At 73.1% G+C, this 21,243-nt stretch carries 19 protein-coding genes and 1 pseudogene; 14 read left to right on the forward strand and 6 right to left on the reverse strand.

Annotated features, from left to right (window positions below):
- The first annotated feature begins 187 nt into the window (after window positions 1-187).
- From AOK22_RS24800 to AOK22_RS24830, 7 genes are all read left to right on the forward strand, one after another.
- Window positions 188-1,228, forward strand: coding sequence for a phytanoyl-CoA dioxygenase family protein (locus tag AOK22_RS24800; RefSeq protein WP_055700927.1), 1,041 nt, complete (start codon window positions 188-190; stop codon window positions 1,226-1,228).
- Window positions 1,210-2,529: a DUF6271 family protein gene (locus AOK22_RS24805; protein ID WP_055700928.1), complete on the forward strand. Its 1,320-nt coding sequence runs from the start codon at window positions 1,210-1,212 to the stop codon at window positions 2,527-2,529. Before AOK22_RS24800 ends, AOK22_RS24805 begins: the two co-directional genes overlap by 19 nt.
- On the forward strand, window positions 2,526-3,725 hold the full coding sequence (locus AOK22_RS24810; protein WP_055700929.1) for a type III PLP-dependent enzyme: 1,200 nt from the start codon (window positions 2,526-2,528) through the stop codon (window positions 3,723-3,725). The genes AOK22_RS24805 and AOK22_RS24810 overlap by 4 nt, the downstream gene beginning before the upstream one ends.
- Window positions 3,722-4,291 (forward strand): GNAT family N-acetyltransferase, encoded by a 570-nt coding sequence (locus tag AOK22_RS24815; protein ID WP_055700930.1) that lies wholly within the window; start codon window positions 3,722-3,724, stop codon window positions 4,289-4,291. Before AOK22_RS24810 ends, AOK22_RS24815 begins: the two co-directional genes overlap by 4 nt.
- Window positions 4,269-5,495 carry an MFS transporter gene (locus tag AOK22_RS24820; protein WP_193433108.1) on the forward strand — a complete coding sequence of 409 codons (1,227 nt, stop codon included), beginning with the start codon at window positions 4,269-4,271 and terminating at the stop codon, window positions 5,493-5,495. The genes AOK22_RS24815 and AOK22_RS24820 overlap by 23 nt, the downstream gene beginning before the upstream one ends.
- Window positions 5,496-5,638: 143 nt before the next feature.
- Entirely contained in the window at window positions 5,639-6,553 is a 915-nt protein-coding gene (locus tag AOK22_RS24825; protein WP_055700931.1) for an AurF N-oxygenase family protein, read from the forward strand.
- A 34-nt stretch (window positions 6,554-6,587) separates the two neighbouring features.
- The gene (locus AOK22_RS24830; protein WP_055700932.1) at window positions 6,588-8,249 is read left to right on the forward strand and encodes an FAD-dependent oxidoreductase; all 1,662 of its coding nucleotides are present in this window, start codon (window positions 6,588-6,590) and stop codon (window positions 8,247-8,249) included.
- Between the two features lie 489 nt (window positions 8,250-8,738).
- Here the strand turns inward: AOK22_RS24830 and AOK22_RS24835 are convergent, their stop codons facing one another.
- A complete protein-coding gene (locus AOK22_RS24835) occupies window positions 8,739-9,782 on the reverse strand; it encodes a hypothetical protein (protein WP_055700933.1) in 1,044 nt (347 codons plus the stop codon).
- A gap of 185 nt (window positions 9,783-9,967) precedes the next feature.
- On the opposite strand from AOK22_RS24835, the gene AOK22_RS24840 reads away from it, so the two are divergent.
- The 6 genes from AOK22_RS24840 to AOK22_RS24865 all read left to right on the forward strand — a co-directional run bounded on the left by AOK22_RS24840 (window position 9,968) and on the right by AOK22_RS24865 (window position 16,548).
- On the forward strand, window positions 9,968-10,891 hold the full coding sequence (locus tag AOK22_RS24840; protein WP_055700934.1) for a DUF5829 family protein: 924 nt from the start codon (window positions 9,968-9,970) through the stop codon (window positions 10,889-10,891).
- 113 nt (window positions 10,892-11,004) lie between these two features.
- Window positions 11,005-11,340 (forward strand): phosphopantetheine-binding protein, encoded by a 336-nt coding sequence (locus AOK22_RS24845; RefSeq protein ID WP_237773056.1) that lies wholly within the window; start codon window positions 11,005-11,007, stop codon window positions 11,338-11,340.
- Window positions 11,337-12,587 carry a cytochrome P450 gene (locus tag AOK22_RS24850; protein ID WP_055700936.1) on the forward strand — a complete coding sequence of 417 codons (1,251 nt, stop codon included), beginning with the start codon at window positions 11,337-11,339 and terminating at the stop codon, window positions 12,585-12,587. Before AOK22_RS24845 ends, AOK22_RS24850 begins: the two co-directional genes overlap by 4 nt.
- Window positions 12,584-13,960 carry a condensation domain-containing protein gene (locus AOK22_RS24855; protein ID WP_079036792.1) on the forward strand — a complete coding sequence of 459 codons (1,377 nt, stop codon included), beginning with the start codon at window positions 12,584-12,586 and terminating at the stop codon, window positions 13,958-13,960. The genes AOK22_RS24850 and AOK22_RS24855 overlap by 4 nt, the downstream gene beginning before the upstream one ends.
- Window position 13,961: 1 nt before the next feature.
- Window positions 13,962-15,515 (forward strand): amino acid adenylation domain-containing protein, encoded by a 1,554-nt coding sequence (locus AOK22_RS24860; RefSeq protein ID WP_055700938.1) that lies wholly within the window; start codon window positions 13,962-13,964, stop codon window positions 15,513-15,515.
- Window positions 15,516-15,684: 169 nt separating this feature from the next.
- Window positions 15,685-16,548: a calcium-binding protein gene (locus tag AOK22_RS24865; protein WP_055700939.1), complete on the forward strand. Its 864-nt coding sequence runs from the start codon at window positions 15,685-15,687 to the stop codon at window positions 16,546-16,548.
- Here the strand turns inward: AOK22_RS24865 and AOK22_RS24870 are convergent.
- From AOK22_RS24870 to AOK22_RS24880, 3 genes are read right to left on the reverse strand one after another with little or no spacing between them, the layout of a single operon-like run.
- Entirely contained in the window at window positions 16,545-17,210 is a 666-nt protein-coding gene (locus AOK22_RS24870; protein ID WP_055700940.1) for a HisA/HisF-related TIM barrel protein, read from the reverse strand. The genes AOK22_RS24865 and AOK22_RS24870 overlap by 4 nt on opposite strands.
- Before the next feature lie 34 nt (window positions 17,211-17,244).
- The gene (gene pdxA, locus AOK22_RS24875; RefSeq protein WP_244164974.1) at window positions 17,245-18,222 is read right to left on the reverse strand and encodes a 4-hydroxythreonine-4-phosphate dehydrogenase PdxA; all 978 of its coding nucleotides are present in this window, start codon (window positions 18,220-18,222) and stop codon (window positions 17,245-17,247) included.
- A complete protein-coding gene (locus tag AOK22_RS24880; RefSeq protein WP_055700941.1) occupies window positions 18,219-19,406 on the reverse strand; it encodes a four-carbon acid sugar kinase family protein in 1,188 nt (395 codons plus the stop codon). Before AOK22_RS24880 ends, pdxA begins: the two co-directional genes overlap by 4 nt.
- A 110-nt stretch (window positions 19,407-19,516) precedes the next feature.
- Between AOK22_RS24880 and AOK22_RS24885 the strand changes: the two genes are divergently transcribed.
- Window positions 19,517-20,422: a LysR substrate-binding domain-containing protein gene (locus tag AOK22_RS24885; protein WP_055700942.1), complete on the forward strand. Its 906-nt coding sequence runs from the start codon at window positions 19,517-19,519 to the stop codon at window positions 20,420-20,422.
- On the opposite strand, the gene AOK22_RS24890 is transcribed toward AOK22_RS24885, so the two are convergent.
- Together AOK22_RS24890 and AOK22_RS24895 are read right to left on the reverse strand one after the other, a co-directional pair.
- Window positions 20,411-20,938, reverse strand: coding sequence for a glycine-rich domain-containing protein (locus AOK22_RS24890; protein WP_055700943.1), 528 nt, complete (start codon window positions 20,936-20,938; stop codon window positions 20,411-20,413). The genes AOK22_RS24885 and AOK22_RS24890 overlap by 12 nt on opposite strands.
- A 40-nt stretch (window positions 20,939-20,978) precedes the next feature.
- A pseudogene (locus AOK22_RS24895) lies at window positions 20,979-21,243 on the reverse strand (hypothetical protein); the annotation flags it as partial.

Below are 21,243 nucleotides of genomic sequence, written 5' to 3' on the forward strand. Positions count from 1 at the left end.
TTTTTGGACGTGAAGGCACCCAATTCAATTGTTGACAGCGAGAGTTGGTCTAGTCCATTTTGGTGGTACGCAAGTTCGACAGGGGGCTGGTGCGACACGCGCTGCCCCGGCGGACCTGAAGTGGTCCCGGCCCAACCCGGCGTGGAGACCTGCCGCCGGAAGAGAGAACCGAACCTTGGAGCACCACATGGCAGCGAGTGACCGCTACCTCCATCGAGCCGCCTCCGACATCCCGTACTTCAGCGCGGACGCCGACACGTACCTGGCGCAGACCCCGCTGAGGGACCTCAAGAAGACCCGGGAGCTGCGCGTCCTCTCCGAGGAGGACTTCGCGCACTGGCAGACGTACGGCTACGTCGTCGTGAAGCAGGCCATCCCCGCCGAGGCGGCCAAGGACCTGCTGGACTTCGCCTGGGAGTTCCAGGGCCTGGACCGCGGCCGCCCCGACACCTGGTACGAGGAGCGCGAGTTCCGCTCCGACCTGGACCGTGAGCTGCACATCTACGGCTTCGTCGAGGCGTACCACCACCAGCTCATCTGGGACAGCCGCCAGACCCAGCGGGTCTACGACGCGTTCGTCGACGTCTGGGACTGCGAGGAGCTCTGGGTCACCCTCGACCGGCTCAACCTCAACCCGCCCAACATCAAGAACCGTTCCCGCTCCCTGATCGCGCCCACCGAGCGCGGCTTCGACATCAACCTCCACTGGGACGTCGACTCCACCCTCGGCGTGCTGCCCCAGCGGGTCCAGGGCATCATCGCCCTGGACGACACCCAAGAGGACCACGGCGGCTTCCAGTGCTGCCCCGAGCTGTTCCGCAGGTTCGACCGGTGGAAGGTCGCCCAGCCTGACGACCGCGACCCCATACGCCCCGTGATCGACCGTGACGACATGCCGGTGGTCCGCCCCGAACTGGCGGCGGGCGACCTGCTGATCTGGAACGGCATGCTGGCCCACGGCGTGGCCCCCAACACCTCCGAGCAGGGCGTACGGGCCGTCCAGTACCTGTCGATGATGCCCGCGCTGGAGTCCCACGACGCGCTGCGCCGCTCCCGCGTCGACTCCTGGAGCGACCTGAGCACGCCGGAGTGGAACGCCACCCTCCTCGGGGACGCCCACAAGCACGAGTCGCTCCGCTACGGCACCGCCGCGCTGAACGACCTGGGGGCCAAGCTGCTCGGCCTCAAGTCCTGGAACGGGGATGCCGCGTGCGCCGAATCTGCCTGACGCTGCCGACCAACCGGGCCTGCCCCGAGACCATCGCGGCGATCGGCGAGGAGGCCGCGTACGCGGCCGGGCACTTCGACGTCGAGGTGCACCTGCTGATCCTCGACTCCTCCGACCCCGCCACCTTCGCCGCGCACACCCGGGCCGTCCACGCGCTCCCGGTCCTGCCGCGCGTCGCCGTGCACCACCTCGACGAGGCGGCGCAGCGCGACTTCCTGCGCCGGGTGATCGCCCGCGCCGAGGTCGCCAAGCCCGAGCTGACCCTGGAGCTGATGCTCCCGGACGGCCTCTCCTACGGCGCCTGCACCAACCGCGCGTTCCTCATCGCGAGCGCGCTCGGCTGCGAGTCCGTCCACCGCAGGGACTCCGACAGCCGCTACCAGAGCGTCGACGGCCGGCCCGTCTTCCCCGTCCACCACGAGCTGATGTCGCTGGGCAAGCCCGCGGCGGAAGCGGCGGACGGCGTCACCGAGACGGCCCTGGACGCACGGCACACGCACAAGCGCGTGGCGATGGTCGGCAGCTCCTTCGTGGGCGAACTCTCGGTCGACATCGGCGAGATCAGCCGCCTCGACCCGGACGTGTACTACGACGTCGTCAGCCTGTGGGCGCCCACCCACTGGTCCGACGAACAGAAGCGGGAACTCGTCGACGACTCCTTCCGGGGCGCGGGCACCGAGCCCTTCGCGCGCGACCACGCGAAGCTCACGCTCGTCGACCCGATGCGCGTCGACATGTGCAACATCGCCTTCCACGGCGTGCACGAGCGCGTCCCGCTGCCGCCCGCCAAGGACACCATCGGCAGCGACTACTTCCTCATCCACCTGGTCCACGACGCCGCGCTGCCGGGCGTGCTGCACAACCGCAACATCGTCAACTATTACACCGGCGAACGCCGGACCGACGCCGGCTTCGTCGCGTACCAGACGCGCTTCGCCAAGTTCTTCCTGTCGATGCTCTACTTCAACCACATCTACGACCGCATGACCGCGGCCGGCGAGGCGCTGGCCGACGAGCGGGGCGACGTCCGCGCGTCCGTCGTCGCCGACTTCGCGCGCGAGAGCGCCGTGCTCGACCAGGCCGAGAACGTGGACCGCCTCGACCGGCTCGACACCGCGTACCGCACGCTCGGCGGGCGGTACGCCGACTTCGCCGACCACCTGGCCACGCGCCGCGAGCGCCTGCTCGACGAGGCGCGCGGCGACATCGAGGACTTCGCCCTGCTGACCGAGGCGTGGGCGTCCCTGGTGGCCGCGAGCGCTGATGAGGGCCTGCGCGCGGCGGCGGAGAGTTCCGCATGAGCGCCACGATGACCACTCCCGCGCACGACTCCGCACTGCTGCTCGACGCCCTGGCCGCCGCCGACGAGGACCAGATCGTCTTCGACCTGCCCGGCATCGAGGCGCGCTACGACACGCTCTGCCGCGAACTCCCGGGCGTCGCGGTCCGCTTCGCCCTGAAGGCCTGCCCGGTGGACGAGGTCCTCGGCCGGCTCGCCGCGCGCGGCTGCGGGGTCGACGCGGCGAGCCCCCGGGAGGTCGAGCAGGCGCTGGCGGCGGGTGTCCCGGTCGGCCGGATGCACTACGGCAACACCGTCAAGTCCGACCGGAACATCGCCGACGCGTTCCGGCTTGGCATCCGCGACTACGCGACCGACAGCCTGGAGGACGTGCGGGCCCTGGCCGCGCACGCCCCGGGCAGCCGCGTGTTCTGCCGGCTCGCGACCACCGGCGAGGGCGCGCTGTGGGGGCTCAGCAACAAGTACGGCTGCTCGCCCGAGGACGCCGTGACCATCCTGGAGACGGCCCGCGACCTGGGACTCGTCCCCGCCGGACTCTCCGTGCACGTCGGCTCCCAGCAGATGACCGCCGACGCCTGGCAGGGCGCGTTCGACCGCATCGCCGACGTCCTGTCCGCACTGGCCCCGCGCGGCATCGCCCTGGACCACGTCAATCTCGGCGGCGGTCTGCCCGCGCTCGGCTACCGCGACAAGCACGGCACCCCGCTCGACCCGCCCCTGGACAAGATCTTCACCGTCATCCGCGAGGGCATGGCACGCCTGGGCGGGATCCCCGGCCACCGGCTCGGCTTCGTCATCGAGCCGGGGCGCCATCTCGTCGCCGACCACGGGGCGATCCGCGCGCACGTCTCCCGGCTGGCCGCGCGCCGCAGGCCGAACGGCGAGCGCCAGCACTGGCTCTACCTGAGCTGCGGGAAGTTCAACGGCCTCTACGAGATGGACCAGTTGCAGTACCGCCTGGTCTTCCCCTCGCACCCCGGCGCCGAGTCCGTGCCCGCCGTGGTGGCGGGACCGAGCTGCGACAGCGACGACGCGTTCTCCCACGAGGACGGCCTGGTGCCGGTCCCCAAGGACCTCGCGTCGGGCGACCCGGTGTGGGTGCTCTCCAGCGGCGCGTACGCGACGAGCTACATGACGCAGGGCTTCAACGGTTTCAGCCCGCTGCCGTACACCTGGATCGACGGAGAGGGCGCATGACCGACGACATACGGGTGCGCCGCATCGCCGACGGCGACTGGGACGGCATCGTGGCGCTGGAGTCCCGCGCCTACGCCCCCCTCGGCCTGTCGGAGGGCAGGGCCGCCCTGGAGTCCAGGATGCGCGCCTCGCCCGCCACCTGCTTCGCGCTCGATCTGGACGGCGAGCTGGCGGGCTACCTGCTGGCGCTGCCCTACCCGGAGTCCGCCTACCCCGACCTCGGCGAGCGCGAGCGGCAGAGCGGGCCCGCCCCGCTGCCGACGCGCAACCTGCATCTGCACGACATCGTCGTCGCCGAGCATCTGCGGCACCGGGGCCTGGCGCGGCACCTGCTGCGGCAGCTCACCGGGACGGCCCTCAAGCACGGGTACGAGAAGTTGTCCCTGGTCGCCGTCGGCGGCAGCGAGACGTTCTGGTCGGCCCGCGGCTTCACGGCCCGCCGCGGGGGCGTTCCTCCGGCCGGCTACGGCCCGACAGCCGTGTACATGTCCAAGGCGGTGACGGCGGAGGCGCCGTCGCCGGAAGAACCAGAAATGTGGGCTGATGCCGGTGCTCCGCGTGCGTGACCCCTTCCACCGGGGCCAGTTGGCGATCGCCGCCCTGTTCTGTTCGCTCGGTTTCCAGTACGCCACCTGGGCCGCGCGGATCCCCGCCATCAAGGAGGACCTCGACCTGAGCGCGGCGGAGGTCGGTGTCCTCCTGATGGCCGCAGGCGTCGGCGCGGCCGTGTCGTTCCCGGTGGTGGCGGTGCTGATGCGGCGTCTCGGCTCGCAGCGGCTCTCGCTGCTGTCGGCGCTCTGCCTCGCCCTGGTCCTGCCGGCCCTGGCCGTGGCGCCCAACTACCCCGTGGCGCTCCTCGTGATGTGCGTCGACGGTGTCCTCGTGGGCTGCCTGAACGTCGCCATGAACGCCCAGGGGGCCGCGCTCGAAAGCCGCCACGAACGCAACGCCATGGCCCGGCTGCACGCGACGTTCAGCGCCGGCTCGCTGCTCGCCGCGCTGGTGGCCTCCGGCATGAACGCGGTGACCTCGACGGTCCTCGTGCACTTCGGCGCGGCGGCCCTGATCATGGTCGTGCTCGTGGCGGTGGCGCGGACCGGGCTCCTGGCGGACGACCAGGCCGCACAGAAGGAGACGGAGAAGGGCCAGGACGCGACGGCGGAGAAGAAGCCCCGCTCCTGGACCCTGCCGTCCCGCCTGACGCTGTGGATGTGCGTCGCCATGGCGTTCGGCACCGTCACCGAGGGCGCCATGAACGACTGGTCCGCCCTCTATCTGGAGGAGATCGCCGAGGCCTCCGCGGAGATGGCGCCCCTGGGCATCGCCGTCGTCTCGGGAATGATGGTCATCGCCCGGCTCTTCGCCGACGGCTGGCGCAGCCGCTGGGGCGACGGCCGTGTCGTGCTCTACGGCAGCGTGCTGGCGGGCGCGGGCCTGGCCCTCGCGCTGGCCGTCGGCGGCCTGGTGCCGGCGCTGCTCGGCTTCGCCTGCGTCGGCCTCGGCATCGCGGCCGTCACCCCGTGCGTCTATGTGGCCGCGGCGGGCCAGGGCTCGGACTCGCTGACCCTGGTCGCGGCCATGGGGACGACGGGCCTGCTGGCCGGGCCGCCGCTCATCGGCTTCATCGCGCACGCGAGCACCCTGGTGTGGGGGCTCGGCGCGGTCGCCGCGTCGGCGCTCGTCGTGTCCGCGTGCAGCACGCAGATCCGGTGGCCGGCCCCGGCCGGACGGACCGCCGAGCCCGTCGCGGAGTCGGCCCTCTCGGAGTGAGCCGGGTTCCATCTCGTACTTACCCGAGGGTAGGCGTACCCGACCCCCTTGTTATACGTTCTGTCTAACAAGGGGGTCGCGGCCTGCCGTGCGACGAAGCGCCGTGCCCCGCTGCCCGGACCTCTGAGTCAAGGAGCCGAAGCATGGCAAGCAGCACTGTTCGGCCGAGTACCAAGGACAGCTCCCCGGAAGGCGACGTGGCGCGTCGGCTGCTGGATTCGGCCGCCGTGCTGGCGTACGACCCGGCGACCGAGGTCGACTGGGAGACGCCGCTGGACCGCGACTGCCACGGCGCGAGCCCCGAGTGGAGCACGCTCTACGGCACCGCCTACTGGCGGGAGATGACCGAGGAACAGCGCAAGGAACTGACCCGGCAGGAAGCCGCGTCGGTGGCCAGCACGGGCATCTGGTTCGAGATGATCCTGCAGCAGATGGTCCTGCGCGACGTCTACGCCAAGGACCCCACCAGCGCCGAGGTCCAGTGGGCGCTCACCGAGATCGCCGAGGAGTGCCGCCACTCCATCATGTTCGCGCGCGGCGCCCAGAAGCTCGGCGCCCCCGCCTACCGCCCGCACCGGTTCGCCACCGAACTGGGCAGGGTCTTCAAGTCCGTCGCCTTCGGCGAGGCCGCGTACGCCGCGATCCTGGTGGCCGAAGAGGTCCTCGACGTCATGCAGCGCGACTGGATGCGCGACGAGCGGGTGGTGCCCTTCGTCCGCACCATCAACAACATCCATGTCGTCGAGGAGTCGCGGCACATGAAGTTCGCCCGCGACCAGACGCGCAAGCAGCTGGCGGGCGCGGGAAGGGCCCGGCGCCAGATCAACGCCCTCATCATCGCCATCGCGTCGTACGTCATCGTCACCAGCATGGTGAACCGCAAGGTGTACGTGAACGCGGGCCTGGACGAGGAGCGCGCGGTCGCCGAGGCGAAGGCCAACGAGCACCACAAGTCCATGATGCGGTCGAGCTGTTCGGGCCTCATGGAGTTCCTGTCCTCCTGCGGCCTGCTCACCAGGCCGGCCCTCGTCTTCTACAAGCGCGCCCACCTCATCTGAGCCGACGGATCCGAGCCGAGCAGAGTCGACGACCATGACCTACGCCATCACCCAGACCTGCTGCAGCGACGCCACCTGCGTCGCCGTCTGCCCGGTCAACTGCATCCACCCCACGCCGGAGGAGCGGGCGTTCGGCAGCACGGAGATGCTGCACATCGACCCCGCGACCTGCATCGCCTGCGGCGCCTGCGCCGACGCCTGCCCGGTCGACGCGATCTTCCCGGTGGACCGGCTGCCCGCCGAGCAGCGGGAGTACGCCGAGATCAACGCGGCGTACTTCGCGGGGGAGGGGGCCGAGACTGCCCCCGAAGCCGCCCCCGACGGGCCGAACTTCCATGCCTGGGGCGAGCCGTCCTTCCCGCGCGTCCTGCCCGCGGACTTCGCGCCGCTGAAGGTCGCCGTCGTCGGCACCGGACCCGCGGGCATGTACGCCGCGCAGGACCTGCTCCTGCACACCAGCGCCGAGGTGACGCTCATCGACCGGCTGCCGGTGGCCGGCGGTCTGGTCCGCTACGGTGTGGCGCCCGACCACCCCGCCACCAAGAAGGTCGGCGAGACCTTCGCGCGCTTCCACGCCCACCCCAGGGTGCGCATGCACCTGGGCCTGGACGTGGGCACCGACGTCACCCCGGAGGAGATCGCGGCCCATCACGACGCGGTGATCTACGCCGTGGGCGCCTCCGCCGACCGTCGGCTCTCCATCCCCGGCGAGGAGCTTCCCGGCAGCATCTCCGCGACCGGGTTCGTCGCCTGGTACAACGCCCACCCGGACGCCGCCCAGGACGCGATCGACCTGTCCGCGGAGCGCGCGGTCGTCGTCGGGAACGGCAACGTCGCCCTGGACGTCGCCCGGATCCTGCTCGCCGACCCCGACACCCTCGCCCGCACCGACATCGCCGACCACGCGCTGCGTGCCCTGCGCGACAGCACGGTGCGCGAGGTGGTCCTGCTCGCCCGGCGCGGCCCCGAGGACGCCGCGTACACCAGGTCCGAACTGCTCGCCCTGAAGCATCTGCCGGACGTGGAGCTGGTCGTCGACGACCACGACCCCCGCATCGCGTCCGCCGTCGACGCCGCGGGCCCCCGGAACAAGGCGGGCGTCCTCAAGGGCGTCGCACGCGAACGGATCGACGGCGAGAGGCCGCCCGCGCCGGGCCGCCGCATCGTCCTGCGCTTCCACTCCGAACCCGTCGAGGTGCTCGGCGAGGACCGGGTCGACGCCGTGCGCGTGAGGGCCGGGTCGGGGGAGCGGACGATCCCCGCGGGCCTGGTGCTGCGCGCCATCGGCTACCGCGGACGGCCCGTCGCGGGGCTGCCCTTCGACGAGACGACCGGCACCGTCCCGCACGAGGGCGGCCGCGTCCAGGGGCTGCCCGGGACCTACGTCGTGGGGTGGATCAAGCGCGGTCCCAGCGGCGGTATCGGGGCCAACCGCACCTGCGCCGCCGAGACGGTCTCCACGCTGCTGGCCGACGCCGTCGCGGGCGCGCTGCCCGCTCCCGCGCACCCGCCGCGGGCCTTCCACCGCCTGGCCCGCCGCCGCAACCGCCAGGTGGTCGACGCCAAGGGGCTCGCCGCGATCGAGCGGGCCGAGACCGCCCGGGGCCGCGACGCGGGACGCCCGCGCGTCAAACTGGCCACGGTCGCCGAACTCGTCTCCACGGCTCGGGCGGGGCGGCCGGGTCTTTTGCGCTGACGCCCGGGAGGCGCTCCGTACCGGGAGCCCGGACATGCAGGTGCGGCCGCGCGGCTCCCCCCAGATGGCGCGGCCGACCCGCCTCAACTACCGCCTCGGCGCGCGGGAGTTCACCGAGGGCAATAGGAGCATTCGGTCGACGCCCCTCATGTGAGGACCTCGTTCGAAAGCCCCCGTCGTTGTCTACGCCTACCCGTGTCGTGGGGCCCACACCCTTTGAAGTCCGGAACACCACGCGGGAGTACTCGCGTGCACAGGCGCACCGGCACAACGGCGGAAGGCCCCGGATCCCATCGGAATCCGGGGCCTTCGCGTCACGAGCGCTGGGCAGGCCTTGCACCTGCATTTCCCCGCAGGAAGCGGGGCGTCTTTCCTTGGACGACCAACGCCGGGCCCGGCACCGTCAGTTCGGCGGCGAGCACATGATCGACTGTACCCCAGGGGGCGGGCCCGGCGGAAATCGGCGGGCGAAGGGCGTCCCACGGGCGGTCACTGGATGCTCCAGCGGTGCGGATGGCCGGGGTCGGCGGGGCAGGAGAAGATGTTGAGCTCGCCCGCCCGCCCCACCACGACCTCCGTGGGTGTGGCCGTCCCGAAGGCGACCGGCCGCCCCTCCTCGCGCGGGACCCAGCTCCTGCTGCCGCCGTCCCACTCGGAGCTGTCGATCGTCAGGAGCAGTTCCATCGGTGTCGCGCAGGAGCGGCAGTCCATGCGCGACGGGTCGGTCAGGTGCCAGGAGGCGAATCCGCCGGCGCGCCAGCCCGGCGGGATCGACAAGTCGTACTGATAGGCGGGCGGTTCGGGACCCTCCTCGTCCCCGGACTCCTCACGCGCCGCCTCGGCCTCCTCCTCCAGCTCCTCCTCCCAGGCGTCGATGCGGGCGCGCAGGTCCTCCGGCAGCAGCCCCGCGAACGGGTACGTGGTGACCTGCTCGGGGTGCAGCACGCACGGCTCCGCCACATAGCCCGGATAGCCCACGACGGCGGGCAGGGGAGCCGTCGCCAGCGGCTCGGTGATCTCCCACGAGCGGTGCCAGCGCAGCTCCACGGACATGCCGTGGCCGGTCCTGCCGTGCCGGTCGAAGGGGCACCAGAAGACCTGGAGCAGGTCGCCGCCGTCCGGGCCCGCGCGCAGGTCGGGGACGTCCCGCCGGTAGAGCTGCGCGACGCCGATCATCGGGATCGCGTCGGTGTCGGCGAGCCCCGGGACGCGGTGCTCCTTGTCGAGTTCGTCCAGCAGTTCGCGCTCCTCGTCCGTCAGGCCGCGGGGCGCTTCCCCCGCCCGTGCCCCGGTGAGGATCCGCCGCGCACGGTGGATGTCCTCGACGCGGCGCCCGCGCCCGCGGTGGTGCGGCTCGGTGCACACCGGCCAGGGCTCGCCGGCCGGCCACAGCAGGGGCCCGCCCACGTGGCTGTCCGCGGCGGTCGGGCTGCCCGGCCTCGGGTGCAGCCGGGTCGTCGTCCCGCGGTGCGCGGCCAGTTCCGGGAAGAGGGCCTCGACGTCGAGCGGGCGGGGCGGCGTGGTTCTCGTCATGACGGCGACCCTAGACACCACCCGTCGCACACATTCCATGGACCCCATGTGTCACAGGAGTCACGCGGACGGACAGCTTCCCCTCCTGGTTCTGCCGTTCTTTCCGGTGTCCTGCCCGGACTGACGGCGTCCGCGACGCCGTACGCCCTACGATCGCCCGCATGCTGCTGCGCCGGAAGTTACGGATGGTCATGTCCCTCGTCGTGGCGCTCGCCGCCGCCCTGGTCTGGGCGGTGGGGAGCAGCGCGTCGGCGGCACCCGACGACAACGAAAGACCGCCCTCAGGGCGGCAGTTGCTCTTCTACAACCATGCCTACGGCGTGCTCGACCGCGAGACGGCCGACGCCATCGAGCACTCCACGTACCTGCCCGAATTCGCCAATTTCCAGGTCCGCACCACCACCGGATCGGACGGGAACGTGTGGACCGGCCGCTATCTGATGGGCCGCGAGACCTACCTCGAACTGTTCGGTGTCGGTGATGTGGCGGGCAAGGACGGGGAGTTCGGCTCCACCGGAATGGGCCTGTCCGTCGAGCGAGAGGGCGACCTCGCGACGGTGGACAAGCGGGTGCGGGACCTCGGGATCACCCCGACCGGGTTCCTCCAGACCCGCGACTTCGGCGACGGCGTCCCCGTCCCGTGGTTCGACGGCTTCTTCTCCTTCCCCGCCAACGAGTACGACTCCTTCGGTGCCTGGACGATGGAGTACCGGAAGGAGTACTTCGCCGACCCGCGCGGCAAGACGGAGCCGCCCAACCACCCCGGTGACGTGGGCCGGGAGCGCTACCTCAACGACGACTACAGCACCCGTCTCATGCGCGACGTGACCTCGATCCGGCTCGCGATGTCCGCGCGTGACGTGGCGAGCACGGAACCGGTGCTGCGGGCCGGCGGATTCACCGTACGGACCGCGGGCGACGGCCTCGTGGCGACGCGGGGCGGCACCACGATCAAGCTCGACGCGACCTCGCGTGCGGACGCGGGTCTGAAGGAGGTGTCGTTCTCGCTCAACAAGTCCGTCAAGCGCCATGTGGAACGGATCGGCCGCTCCACGCTCACCGTCGGCCCGGGGTCCTCGGCCGTGTGGACCTTCGACGAGCCCCAGTGATGCGCTCGTCCGGTTGATCACTCTTTGGCCGGAAAGCATCGTTGCCGCCCCCTTGCGCTGATGTCAGCATCGACGGACGCCGCGTTGCTCTGCCTTGGGGGAGGCTGATGCCGGTGGACCACCGTCCAACGGTCGACGGAGCGAGCGCACGCGACGCGCTCGGCATGAGCTCCGGGTACGTCGCGCCGCGCACCACCACGGAACACAGACTCGCCGTCCTCTGGGACACCGGCCTCGGCGTCTCACCGGTCGGTGTCGAGGACGACTTCTTCGAGCTCGGCGGCGACTCGCTGCTCGCCGCCGAGCTCCAACTCGCCATCGACCAGGAGTTCGGCGTCGAGGTGCCCGCCGCGGCGCTGTTCCTGACGCCCACCATCGCCGCCCTCGCCGAGGCCGTCGAGGCCGCGGAAAAGAACGGCGCGGCGCCGGGACCGGAGCCGGCCCGGTGAGCAGCCGGGCCCCGGAGGTCGACCTCGCCGATCCGGCCCTGTACGCCGAAGGAGACCCGCACGCGGCCTGGCGCGCCCTGCGCGAACACGCCCCCGTGCACTGGCAGTCGGTCTCGGGCACCCTCGGATTCTGGTCCGTGACCCGGTACGCCGACGTCGAACGCGTCCTGGAGGACCACGCCCACTTCACCTCCGAACGCGGCACCCTGCTCAGCATCCTCGGCCGCGACGACCCCGCCGCGGGCCGCCAGATGGCCGTCACCGACCCGCCCCGCCACGACCGGATGCGGGCCCCGCTGCACCGCGCCCTGCGCCTGCGCTCGGCCGAGGCGCACGCGGAGCCGATCCGCGCCGGGATCCGCGACCTGCTGCCCGAGGCCCCGCCCGAGGGCCTGGACCTCGACCTCTCCGCGGCCTGCGCGCAGCTCCCGCTGGTGGTGCTCGGGCCCCTGCTCGGACTGCCCGCCGCCGACCGGCCGCGACTGGTCGGGCTCGCGATGATGTGCGCCGCCGAGGACGACCCGGAGCACCAGCTCCCCGGCGGCCCCGAGGCGACCCTGGAACGCGGACACCGCGAACTCTTCGCGTACTTCGCCGACCTGGTCCGCGACCGGCGCCGTACCCACCGCGAGCGGCCCCCGCACGACTCCGGCGACCTCGTCGACCTCCTCCTGACCATGGAGGTCGACGGTGAGCGACTGACGCCCGGCGAGGTCCTGTCCAACTGCTACAGCCTGCTCCTCGGGGCGAGCGTGACCCTCGCCCACGTCCCGCCCGCCGCCGTCCTCGAACTCACCCGCACCGGCCGGTACGCGCACTGGGCGACCCGCCCCGAACTCCTGGACAGCGGGGTGGAGGAGGCGCTGCGCTGGGCGTCGCCCGCGAGCCACTTCATGCGGCACGCACGCCGCCCCCTCGACCTCGCGGGCGTACGCGTCGCGCAGGGGGAGGCCGTCGTGGCGTGGCTCGGCTCCGCCAACCACGACGCCGCGGTCTTCGACCGGCCCGGCGACTTCGACCCGGCCCGCCGCCCCAACCGGCACCTGGCGTTCGGCGCGGGCCCGCACTACTGCGCCGGAGCGGGCATCGCCCGGGTCACGCTCCGGCTGTTCTTCGCGGAACTGTTCGCCCGGTACGCGGAGATCGAGGTGACCGGCGCGCCACGACGGGCCCGGTCGACCTTCCTCAGCGGCATCACCCACCTGCCCGTACGCGTTCGGCCGAGGCGGAAGGAGGCGGCGCGGTGACGGCAGCCACGCCAGGGGGATCAAAGAGCACGCACGGCCCAGGGCCGCGCGCCGGAGGGGCCCCCGCCGCACCGGGAGCGGACGCCCCGGCCGCGTACGAGACCCACGAGGCGACCTACGCGCAGGACCTCCTCGACCTCGTGGAGACCCTGCTGCCCGGCACCGTCCACCAACCGGGCTTCCTGGTCCGCGCGGCGTACCACGTGCCGGGGCCGGTGGACGAGCGGATCCTGCGGCAGGCCCTCGACGACGTCGTCGCCCGCCACGGCGCGCTGCGCACCCAGCTGGTGCACGAGGACGGCGCCCTGCGCCAGCGCGTGCTGCCGCCGATGCCCGCCCGGCTGACCGTCGACCTCCTCGCCCCCGGCGAATCGGTCGACGACTGGATCGCCGAGGTCACCACCCGACCCCACCCCAGCGACGAACCACCGCTGCTCTGGGCCTACCTGGGCCGCCGCGACGGCGCGCAGGGCGCCCGGGAAGAGGCGGTGCTCGTCCTCGTAGCCCACCACATCGCCGCCGACGCCTGGTCGCAGGACGTGCTGGAACGCGATCTCGCCGCCGCCTACACCGCGCGGCTCCACGGCCGAGGGGCGCTGCCCGTCGACGTCATGCAGTACGCCGACATCGCGGTGGAGGACCGCAGCGACAAGTGGCAGGCCCGCATCGGCGAGGCCCTGCCGTACTGGCGCGACCGGCTCACCGGCGCCGAAGGCCTCGGACTGCCCGCCGAGCACCCCGACGCCGCCCCGGGGCCGACCGCCGTGCACCCCTTCCGCATCGACGACGGACTCCGCGACGCCGTGCGGAACACCGCCCGACGCGGGCGCACCACGCCGTTCACGCTGCTCCTGACCGCCTTCGTCGGCGCGCTCCTGCCGCCGGGCGACGCGATGGTGCCGGTGATCACCGCGGGCCGCATCCCCTCCGAATGGCACACCGTCGGATTCCTCCTCAACGTCCTGCAGATCCGCGTCGACAACCCGGGCCCCGGCGGCCTCGCCGAGCTGCGCCCGCGCGTCGACAGCCGGTGCCGCGAGGCGTACGCCAACGACATCCCGCTGATCCCCGTACTGCGCCAGAACCCGCAGCTGCTGGGCCGCATGACCGCGCGCGACCGCGTCGCCCCGGCGTTCCAGATGATCGTCCGCCCGCCGGCCCGCGCCTCCCGGGAACCCTCCGCCCTCGCCCTGGACCGGATGCCGCTGGACACCCAGCCGCCGCTGCCGATCCCGCTGCCCTTCCTCTGGACGATGCGCTGGGACGACGAGCCGGGTGGGTACGTCACCTACGACGCCCACCTGTTCGGCGCCGCCTGGATGGAGCGGGCCGTCGCGACCTACCTCGACGCCCTGACGGAACTGGTCCGTTGACATGACGGAGGCGGACGAGGGGGCGGACGCGGCCTCCGGCGCCGAACTCCCCTCGGCTGGAAGGTGGTTGACCGGGCCGCCCTTCGGCGGCCGGCCGCCCCACATCCTGGATCTCGTCGAGCCGCACCTCGGACGCGACGCGCCCGCCGTCGCCGACGCCGAGGGCCTGTTCGGCTACCGCGCGCTCGACGAGGCGTCCCGCGCGGTCGCCCGCCTGCTGCTCGCGCGCGGCACCGGGCGCGACGAACCGGTCGTGGTGCACGCCACCGCCTCCCGCTGGACGATCGCCGCCCTGCTCGGCGTGCTGCGCGCAGGCTGCCGCTACGTCCCCGTCGACGCCGGATTCCCCGAGGACCGCCAGCTCCGGATGGCACGGCGCAGCGGCGCCCGCCTGGCCCTCGTACCCGATCCGCCGCAGGGGACGGACCCGCGGGACGCGGCGCGGGCCACCGGTGACCTGGAGCGCGTGCCCTGCGGCCCCGCCGACCTCGACACCTCGCGTGACAACGGGTTCCCCACCCGCCGCGGCGCCCTCGCCTACACGTGCTTCACCAGCGGCTCGACCGGACTGCCCGAGCCCGTGACCGTCCCCGCGACGGCGCTCGGCTGGTCCACCGCCGCGCGCCTGCGGCACTACGCGGAACCGGTCGGCGCCTTCCTGCTCTGCTCGTCGATCTCCTTCGACAGTTCCATGGCGGGCATCTGGTGGACCCTCGCCACCGGCGGACTGCTCGTCGTCCCCGAGGGGCGCCCCGGCGACCTGCTGGCCCTGGCCCGCGCGGCCGAACGGCACGGTGCCAGCCATCTGCTGCTGGTCCCCTCGCTGTACGGGGCGGCGCTGCGCGGCGGCCTCGCGCCCCGGCTGCGTACCCTCACCACCGTGATCGTCGCGGGCGAGACCTGTCCGCCCGCCCTGGTCGAACGCCACCTCGCAGCGCTGCCGCAGGCGGCGCTGCACAACGAATACGGGCCCACCGAGTGCACCGTGTGGTCCACCGTCCACACCTGCACCGCCGCCGACGCCCGAGCGCGGACCGTCCCCATCGGACGGCCCGTCAGCGGCGTCTCCGTGCACCTGGCCCCGGCGGCGGACGGCGGTCCCGGCGAGCTGTGCGTCGCCGGCCCGGGGCTGGCCGACGCCGCGAGCGCGCGCGACCGGTTCGTCACCGTCGACGGCACCCGCTGCTTTCGCACCGGCGACCTGGTGACGGTCCGCGACGACGGCGCACTGCTCTTCCACGGCCGCCGCGACCACCAGCTCAAACTCGGCGGTCTGCGCGTAGAGCGGGCCGAGATCGAGCAGGCGCTCACCGCGTGCGAGGGCGTCGTCGAGGCGGGCGTCGGCGTCACCGCGTCGCCCCGGCCGCGCCCGGTCGGCTTCGTGGTCACCTCCGAGGAGACCCTCGACGTCCACCGGATCCGTACGCAGCTCCTGCGCAGCCTGCCCACCACCGCGCTGCCCGCCCGCGTCGTCGCCGTGTCCGCGCTGCCGCGTCTGCCCAACGGCAAGGTCGACCACGGCACCCTCGACGACCGGGCCGCCACTCTCCGGTGACCGGTTCTTCCGGATTCCACCCGTGATGACAGCGATGAACCCCTGGTGAACAAGTGGTGCGTGGGCACAACGACGTCTGCTGAGGGACGTCTGACCTGAGTGAGGTGGGAACGCCACCCGCGGCACACGACGTGCCGACCGCATCACCGAACTCCCTGGAGAACCACGCATGTTCGCTCGTACGTTACGGCCGCGCGTCATCCGGCCGCTCGGCGTCGCCGCCGCGCTCGCCTGCACGGCCGCCGTCACCGGCCTCACCGGCACGCCCGCCGTGGCCGCCGCCCCCACCGCGACCGTGGACGCCGTCTCCGGCTCGCGGCTGAGCTACGAGGCCGCCCCCGGCCAGGTCAACGACGTCACCGTCACCACCCGCTACCGCCAGGTCGACGAGTGGGAGGGCGTCTACGACGTCACCCTCGACGACCGCGTCGCCATCACCGCCAAGCAGGGGTCCGGCTGCACCCACCCGGACAGCGCCGACCGCACCCGTGTGACCTGCACGATCGCCGACCCCGGTGACCGGGCCTCCGACCTGATCACCCTCGGCCTCTACCTCGGCGACAAGAACGACAAGGCCACCATCGCGCCGGACAACCACGCCTACCTGCAGATCCACGGCGGCGCGGGCAACGACACCCTCAAGGGCGACGGCTCCACCGCGCAGTACGGCGAGGACGGCGACGACCGCCTGGACAACGGCGGCGGCGTGTACGGCGAGGGCTCCTTCGGCGGCGCCGGCGACGACACCCTCACCCACTGCGTCTACGACTGCGACGGCGGCGCGGGCAACGACACCCTCTACGGCGACGCGGGCGGCGACGGCCACACCCTGACCGGCGGCGACGGCGACGACACGGTGCACGGCAGCGCCGACGGCGAGAAGATCCTCGGTGGCCGCGGCAATGACAAGCTGTACGGCGGCGCCGGCGACGACACGATCTACGGCAACAGCGGCGACGACCTGCTGCACGGCGGCGCGGGCCAGGACTTCCTGTCCGGCGGCCCCGGCACCAACCGGGTCTACCAGGACTAGCCCTGCCAGGCGGCCACCGCGGCCAGCTGGGACCCGAGGGTGCCGGCCCGGGGCCGCAGCGAGCCGTCGAAGGCGGCGGAGCCGATCGTGAACGCGTCGGCTCCCGCCGCCGCCAGGTCCCGTATCTGGTCGCCGCCGGTGATCGACCCGGCGACGACCAGCAGGCCCGAGGTGGCGGCCCGCGCGGCGCGCACCAGATCGAGGGGGTCGGCGTCGACGGCGCGGTACGCGAGCAGGTCGACGCCCGCGCAGCCCGCCGCCTCGGCCCGCCGGCAGTCGTCCGCGATCCGCGCCGGATCACCGGCGAGCCGCGTGGGGTGCCCGAACGGCTCCCCGGCGAACGGCAGATAGCGCGTGCCCGTCCCCGCCAGCAGGGCGAGGGTCTCCTCGATCCAGGTGCCGCCCATGACCCAGTCGACACCGAGGCCGACGGCGGTGCGCACCGAGGCGAGGGCCTGCTCCCGCCCGGTGCTCACCACTTCGAGGCAGGAAACGGCCCCCCTCTCCTTGATGGCGGCGTGCAGCCGGGCGAGGGTGGCGGTGTCGACGCCGACGTCCTTGAACCCGATGTGCGTGACGCCGAGGTCCCCGACGGCGTCGAGGACGTCGAGGCAGTCGGTCACGGTCCGGTCGTCGCGGGTCAGCATGAAGATGAAGTCCACGGTCGTTCCTCGGCTTTCGGTGTTCGGCTCTCGGTCAGCGGGCGGCGGACAGGCGGTCGGCGTGCCGCAGGGCGGTGAGCAGGCTGGTGTGGTCGGCGGTGCCCCGGCCCGCGATGTCGAAGGCCGTGCCGTGGTCCACGCTGGTGCGCACGAACGGCAGGCCGATGGTGATGTTCACGCCGTGCTCCAGGCCCAGGTACTTGACCGGGATGAGGCCCTGGTCGTGGTATTGCGCGACCACGGCGTCGAACTCCCCGGCGCGGGCCCGCATGAAGACCGTGTCGGCCGGCCAGGGGCCGTCGGCGAGGATTCCCTCGTCGCGCGCGGCCCGGACGGCGGGGGCGATGACGTCCAGGTCCTCGCGGCCGAACAGGCCGTTCTCGCCCGCGTGCGGATTGAGTCCGGCGACCGCGATGCGCGGCGCGGACAGCCCGCCGCGCCGCAGCGTGCGGTCGGTGAGCCGGAGGACGCGCAGTTCGCGTGCGACGCTCAGCGCGTCGAGGGCGGTGCGCAGGGACTGGTGGACGGTCACCAGGACCACCCGCAGCTCGCCGTTGTCCATCATCATCGCGTAGTCGGCCGTGCCGGACAGCTCGGCCAGGATCTCGGTGTGCCCGGGGTGGGGGACACCGCCGAGCCGCAGCGCCTCCTTGTTGATCGGGGCGGTCACCAGCGCGCGGACGGCACCGTCCAGGGCCAGTCGTATGCCGCGGCGGACATAGCGGAAGGACGCGTCGCCCGCGCGGGCGTCGACCGTGCCCCAGGGCAGATCGGCGGGCAGGCCGGTCTCGGCGAGGACGTCCACGGTGCCCGGCGCGTACGCCGCCTCGTCGAGCGAGCCGATCGGGCGCAGCGCGAGGCGCGTTCCGGCGACCGCGTCGGCGCGGGCGAGCACGCCCGGGTCGCCGATGACGACGACGGGCATCGTGCGGCCCGGGTCGGCGCACGCCTTGAGCGTGATCTCAGGGCCGATGCCGCAGGGGTCACCCATGGTGAGGGCGATCGGGGTCACGCGGGCTCTCCTTGGTCGGCGGGGGTCCGTACGAGGCGGCAGAGCCGCAGGAGCAGGTCGTCGTCGCCGAAGCCGCCCGCTTTGACGAGGACCGGCAGGGCGGGCCGGTCGAGCGGAGTACCGCGGGCGACGCCGGGTTCGGGCTCGTCGAGAAGGTCCATGCCGGTGACGTCGAGGGCGCGCAGCACGGTCGTCGCGGTCTCGCCGCCGGTGACGACCAGCGCGTCGGCGCGGCGCTCCGTGATCAGGGTCCGCACGTGCGCGGCCAGTGAGCGGACCAGGTCCTGGGCGTCCCGTTGCGGGCGGCGCGCGTCGGGTGTCCGCAAGGTGAGGACCGGGGCCGTCAGACCGCGCAGCGCCTCGGCGGTCCGGGCCGGATCGTCGCCGACGGCGAGGCCCTGGACGTCCTCGCGGGCGTGGAGCGCCGCCAACTGCCGCCGTGTCGCGGGGTTGGCGCTGCCCACGACGACGAGCGGACGCAGGGCCCGGGGGATGTCGGGCGCGGTGTGTCCGGCGGGGTGCGCGTACCTGCGGGCGAGGGCGGCGGCCAGTCCCGGCGAGCCGACCCACAGCACGTCGTCCGGGCGCGGCACCGACGCCACGAGACGGTCGAGGTCGGCGTCGGTGCGGGCGGACCAGACGATCAGGCCGCCCGCGCCCACGAGCCGGGGCAGTTCGGTCGCCCGCCCCGGGCCGGCGAGCGCGGCGTCCGGGAACAGCGCGGCCAGATCCGCGCACCGCACGGGGTGCACCGGGTCGTGGGCGTAGTCGCTCTCGTGGACCGGGACGCCGTGGACGTACTGCACCGCGTCCACCGTCTCCCGGCCCTCCGCGGGGAAGGCCGGGGCGATGACGACGGCGCGCCGCCGCGAGCCGGTCCACGCGGCACCGACCTCCGCCGCCACATGGCCGCGCAGCGTGGAGTCCACGGTCTTGAACAGCATGGTGGATGCGGCGCACAGGCGCGCGGCCCGCTCGGTGCGCGTGGCGGCCGCCGCCTCGTCCAGCACGCGGCTGCCGAGGTCGACCGCGGTCACGCCCTGATCCCGTGCGAGGGCGGGGGCGGAGAACAGGATCCGCGCGGGCAGTCCGCCGCGGCGGAAGGGCGCGGCGCCGTCACCGGCGCTGGTCAGGTCGTCCGCCAGGATGGCGATGTCCGGCCCGGGACCGTCGAGCAGCGTCATGCTCCATCTCTCCGTCAGTCGGCTCGTGCTGTGACGGAATCAATGGTGAGGCGGTCAAATGCGCAGGACAAACGATTCCTTGTCACGGAAGCTGTGACTAGAGTTCACGGATGCGCTGGCCGGCCCTTCCCCCGCTGAACACCCTGCTGCCCTTCGAGGCGACCGTCCGGCACGCGAGCATGACCGCGGCGGCACGGGAACTGCACGTGACGCACGGCGCGGTGAGCCGGCAGATCCAGAACCTGGAGCGCACCCTCGGCACCCGGCTGTTCGAGCGCGGCGCGCGCACCCTGCGCCCGACCCCGCAGGCACGCCAACTGGCCGCCGTCGTCAGGGACGCACTCGACCAGATCGACGGCGCGGCGGGGCAGATCTCGCGGCGCGCGCCCGCCGGACCGCTCACGCTGTCGTGCGAGCCCACGCTCCTGATGCGCTGGCTCATCCCGCGCCTGCCCGACCTGACGGCGAGCGTGCCGGACGTGACCGTCCATCTGTCGGCGGGCGGCGGTCCCGTCCACTTCGAACGGGACGGGATCGACCTGGCGATCCGCAGGGACGACTTCCCGCTGCCCGAAGAGGCCGACCGCACCCGGCTGTTCGGCGAACGGATCGGACCGGTGTGCCGTCCCGATCTGGCGTCCGGGCTCGCCACCGCGGACGGGATACGGGACGCCGTCCTGCTGCACACCGCGACGCGCCCCCGGGCCTGGGACGACTGGCGCGGCATCACCGGCCTGACGGCCCGGCCCGCCTCCGAACAGACCCTGGAGCACTTCTACTTGACGCTCCAGGCCGCCGCGGCCGGCGTCGGGGTCGCCATCGCGCCCTACGCCGTCGCCCGCGACGACCTGGAACGGGGGCAGCTCGTCGCCCCCTTCGGCTTCGTCCCCGACGGGACCGCCTACCACCTGCTCGGCCGCCGGCCGTCCGGGCAGGACGCGCGGGTCGGCCGGCTGGTGGCGTGGCTGCGCGACCGGACGGCCGGCCTCGCGGACGAGGCCCGTTCAGCCGGCTGACTCGGCGGCCATGTCGGCCAGTTCCGCGAGGGACAGGCCCAGCTCGTCGTGGAGGAACCGCACCACGGTCCAGTGCGGCAGGGCGTCCTCGTCGAACGGCCCGAACGCGGCGGTGTACAGCGGGATCCACCGCAGCGCCTCCTCGGCCGCCCGCTCGCGCCCCGGGTCCTCCTGGTAGGCGTCGTAGCTGATGCTCCGGTGGTGGATGAAGTGCCCGCCGGGGAGCCGCTGTTCGCACAGCTCGCGGTACTCGCGGGTCTGCAGGATGAGGTAGTGCCAGATCTCGTCGATGTCCTGCTCGACGGGGAGGAAGAGCCCCGCGAGCCGGTCGGAGTGGCGGGAGACCAGGTAGAGGTAGCGCAGGCACTCGCGGACCTGGTGGGTGACGTACGCCGGATCCGGGGCGTCCGGCTTCGCCGCGAAGTGCCGGACCACCTCGTCGTGCAGGGCGGGGCCGAGGAGTTCCTCGGCGGTGGGAGCGGCGTGGGTGTCGGCGGGCGGTGCGGTGGTGTGCATGGGAAGTCCTGTCGGGAAGTCCGGTCGGGGGCGGGCGTCGCTAGGGCGTGGTCAGCCAGGCGTACTTGCCGGAGCGCCCGATCGGCACGTGCGCGCGGTGCTCGACATGGCAGGTGCGGCCGGTGAGGTCGCCGACGGCCGACGTGAGTCCGGAGATCTCGTCCGGGGTCAGGGGCTCGCCGTCGAAGGTCGTGCACCACAACTCGCAGTGCTCCTCGCCCGCCAGACGTAGCTGGTGGAGGAAGACGCGGGACGTCACGGCGGCGATCCGCACGTCGAGATCGGCCTGGGCGACGGGCCCGTCG

The sequence above is a fragment of the Streptomyces silaceus genome, assembly GCF_001419745.1.
Taxonomy (GTDB): Bacteria; Actinomycetota; Actinomycetes; order Streptomycetales; family Streptomycetaceae; genus Streptomyces; species Streptomyces silaceus.